This is a genomic window from Dietzia sp. DQ11-44 (genome assembly GCF_014145205.1).
Lineage (GTDB): Bacteria > Actinomycetota > Actinomycetes > Mycobacteriales > Mycobacteriaceae > Dietzia > Dietzia natronolimnaea.
In genome coordinates this window covers 1-3701 of record NZ_JAALEC010000217.1, presented here as the reverse complement: position 1 = coordinate 3701, position 3701 = coordinate 1, and the positions used below count along the sequence as shown (strand labels likewise).

General features: G+C 66.2%; 4 protein-coding genes. 3 read left to right on the top strand and 1 reads right to left on the bottom strand.

Translation table 11 applies throughout. The features are described from left to right. The 3 genes from G6018_RS06420 (at position 1) to G6018_RS17110 (ending at position 2872) form a co-directional block, all read left to right on the top strand. Positions 1–1008 carry an IS3 family transposase gene (locus tag G6018_RS06420; RefSeq protein WP_069388587.1) on the top strand — a complete coding sequence of 336 codons (1008 nt, stop codon included), beginning with the start codon at positions 1–3 and terminating at the stop codon, positions 1006–1008. 247 nt (positions 1009–1255) lie between these two features. Beyond that, positions 1256–2362, top strand: coding sequence for a BtrH N-terminal domain-containing protein (locus G6018_RS06415; protein WP_067478094.1), 1107 nt, complete (start codon positions 1256–1258; stop codon positions 2360–2362). Positions 2363–2401: 39 nt separating this feature from the next. Then, entirely contained in the window at positions 2402–2872 is a 471-nt protein-coding gene (locus tag G6018_RS17110) for a transposase (RefSeq protein ID WP_228549380.1), read from the top strand. Between the two features lie 45 nt (positions 2873–2917). On the opposite strand, the gene G6018_RS06405 is transcribed toward G6018_RS17110, so the two are convergent. After that, a partial coding sequence (locus G6018_RS06405; RefSeq protein ID WP_182639192.1) for an ISL3 family transposase occupies positions 2918–3701 on the bottom strand: 784 nt, incomplete at its 5' end.

Here is a 3701-nt window from a genome sequence, read left to right as displayed (position 1 = left end):
CTGACCGCGCTGCTGGGTGTGGTGCGGTCCTGCGCCCTGGTCGGTAGGTCGCGGGCGACCCATCATCGCCAGGCCAATCCGAAACCGCGCCAGTATGGGCCGCACCCCAAGGCCCGCCATCCTGCCGAGCTCACCGCCGCCGAGCGCACCGCGATACTGGAAGTGCTCACCAGCGAGGCCTACGCCGATCTGTCCGTGGCCCAGGTGTGGGCCCGCGAACTCGACGCCGGCCGGTATCACTGCTCGCAGCGCACGATGCACCGGATCCTGGCGGCCGAGGCGATGAACGGCGAGCGTCGTCGGCAGGCAACCCATCCACCACGGGCGATTCCCGAACTGGTCGCAACCTCAGCAAATGATGTGTGGTCGTGGGACATCACGAAAATGCGGGGCCCGGCCAAGGGCATCTGGTACCACGCCTACGTCGTCATCGACATCTACTCCCGCTACGTCGTGGGCTGGCGCATCGAGACCGTCGAAGACGGCGAACTGGCCGCCGACCTGGTCGCCGCCGCCATCGCCGAGCAAGGCCAGGCACCGGGGTATCTCCACGCCGACGGGGGCGCGGCGATGACCTCGAAGCCGTTGGCCTCACTCCTGTGCGATCTGGATGTAACCCGGTCGCACAATCGGCCGCGGACCAGCAACGACAACCCGTACAGCGAGTCGCAGTTCAAGACCATGAAGTACACGCCGAACTACCCCGAGCGGTTCGCCAGCATCGGTGCCGCCCGGGCATGGATGAACCGATTCATCCACTGGTACAACCACCAGCACCGGCACAGCGGGATCGGACTGCACACCCCGGCCAGCGTCCACGACGGCACCGCCGAGACCATCCGCGACAGGCGCCAGCTCGTGCTCGACGCCGCCTACGCCAAACACCCCGAACGGTTCACCCGACGACCGCGCCCACCCCGACTGCCGGAAAAGGCGACCATCAACGACCCCGACGCCCGATCACCCGAAACTAGCCAAGCCCAACCGAGCACCTCACGTCTCATTTGATTTGACACGCTCCGGGCCGCCGGCTCGTGGAGGAGAGCGGTGGTGATTGTCTGGCGGACGCCCGGGGCTGCCTCGCCCAGCGCATTTCTTGAGCTATCACTCGGCGGGCGGCGCAGGAACGAAGGATCCTTTCGATGGACCGCTGAGGTAGGTACATGCCTGCATGAACGAATGTATAGTCACGTAACCGCATGCCCGTCCAACCGGAAACCGCGCAGATTGCTGCGACGCCGATTCAGGAGATGTCATGTCAGTCGAGGTCCCTACCCGTCATCCAGAGCCGCGACGAGTCCTACTGGACTATCCCCACCGTCAGGCAGGGCATTGTGGTTCCGGAGCGCTGAGAGACCTCCTGGAGTGGGCCGGTCTGGGCTGGGACGAGGTGCCGAGCGAAGGTCTGGTCTTCGGAATGGGCGGTGGTCTCGGCTTCACCTACCTGCGGGCACCGGGTCTCGCCCCTCCCATCTACTTCGTCGGGCGTAGCAGCGACCTCGAGGTCGACCTTCTCGCCAGGCTGGGTGCAGAGGTCGACGTTCGGGGAACCGACGATCCCGAGACCGGCTGGGGCTGGGTCCGCCGCGAACTCCAGCAAGGCCGTCCCGTGCTGATGTGGGCCGACATTTCTGAGCTGCCCTACCTCAATGTCCGCCTTCAGATGAGTCGGCACGACATCGTCGTGATCGGTTACGAAGACGACACCGAGACGGCTTTCGTGGTGGACAACGACCGAGCCGAGATGCAGAAAGTCCCCTACGAGGCTCTTGCGCGGGCGCGCGCGTCCCGATCGTTCCCCGTGCCCACGAGGCACACCACGTACTTCGTGAACTGGCCCCAGATCCTGCCCGATCTCCGCCAGACTGCGGCTTCGGCCCTCGTGGCCTCGGTCGAAAACATGCAGGCGGCGACAACCGCGATTATTCCGGACGCGTCGGTGCTACCGCCGGATGCCGTTGCCGCTGCCGGGATCAGTGGAGTCACGGTCTTCGCCGAGGATGTCGACCGGTGGCCGGGGCTCATGCCCGAACCGGAACTGGACATCGCGCTGCGTTCTCTCCACGCCTTTGTAGAGAAGGCAGGCACGGGCGGCGGCCTGTTCCGCCGGTTGCAGGCACAGTTCTGTGGCGACGTGGCCCGGCTAACGGAGTCCGCGGAGATGGCGAAGGCCGGAACTGCGCTCTTGCGCTGCGCGGACACGTGGTCGGCTCTGGCTGCGGCCGGCCGTAGCGACGGATCGACGCTCGATCGCTGGCGACGGGTCAATGAACTCGCCGCGACGCTTCCCCGCGACGAAGGCCATGCCATCTCTCACATGCGCAAAGCGGCGGGGGAACTGGGGATGGGTGACCCATTGTAGGCAAGTCGGCGAACGCAGCAAGCGAGCACCACTGCCGGGTTGCAGCAGCAGATCTGCGGCCACCGCGGACGTAAAGGCGACCCGCTCTACGGGATCCGCACCATCATCCGCTGCGACCCGGCACGGCTGACCGAGCGGCAGTGGCGACGGTTCAATGACGCATTGGCCGCCGACCCCCGGCACGAGGAACTGTTCCTCGCCTGGCAGATCGCCCACGAACTCCGACAGGCCTACCACCATAAAGACCTGCCAGCCGGGCGCAGCGCTGCGGAGAAGATACTCGCGACCTTGCCGTCCTGCCCGATCCCAGAGATCGCCCGCCTCGGCCGCACTCTTCGCAAGTGGAAGGACTCCTTCCTCGCCTACTGGACCACTGACCGATCCAACAATGGTGGAACCGAAGCGATCAACGGCCTCATCGAACTCCACCGGCGCCTGGCCCGCGGCTACCGCAACCGCGACAACTACCGCCTGCGGATGCTCCTCATCGCCGGCGGGCTACGGACCTGACCCCACACTCAGATGCGAAGAGCCCCTTATCCGGCCCTTCCGGAATCAGAGTGCATTGATCCGGTCGTGAAGCTGACCGGAGTGGATCAGTGACCGCAAGATGTAGTGGTTGAGGTTCCGGAAGCCCAGGGCGATTCCGCGGAGGTGTTCGAGGCGCCCGTTGATGGCCTCGACGGGACCGTTGGAGGCACCCACGTCGAAGTACGCGAGGATCTCGCGGTGCCGCTTCCACAGCGACCGGCCGAGCTGGGCGAGCTCGGGTAGTTCCTTCGGAACGCCGGCCCGGATCGATTTGAGGAGCTTGTACATCGCGATCTTGCCCTCCCGCTTGCCCGAGGCCTCGTAGGCGGCGATGAGCCGCTGGTAGACGCCGTAGGTGACCTCCACCGCCGCGTGCGCATCGTTGGCCGTGAACGCTTTGAACAGGCGGGCCTTCTGCTTGTCGGTGAGCAGCTCGGCCCGGGTGTTCAACGTCCGGCGGATGCCGTACAGCGGATCGCCCGTGCGGCCCCGGTGCCCGGTGGTGGCCTGCTGGATGCGCTGGCGGCACACGGTGAGCTTGTCCGCGGCCAGGTGCACGACGTGGAAAGGATCCATCACCGTCCGCGCTTCGGGGACGGCTTTGGCTGCGGCGGTGTGATAGCCGGCGAACCCGTCCATTGTCACCACCTTGACCCGGTCACGGAACGCCTGGTCGCGCGCGTCGAGCCACTCGGTCAGGACCCTCGCCGAACGCCCCGGGACCATGTCCAGCAGGCGAGACGGGTCGGTGCCGTCCACCACCGGGGTCAGGTCGACCAGCACCGTCACAAACGAGCTGCTGCCGTCA

What these genes read in the sequence shown, in the direction of transcription:
- G6018_RS06415 (WP_067478094.1), top strand. Translation starts at nt 1,256, where the DNA reads ATGTCAGTCGAGGTCCCTACCCGTCATCCAGAGCCGCGACGAGTCCTA.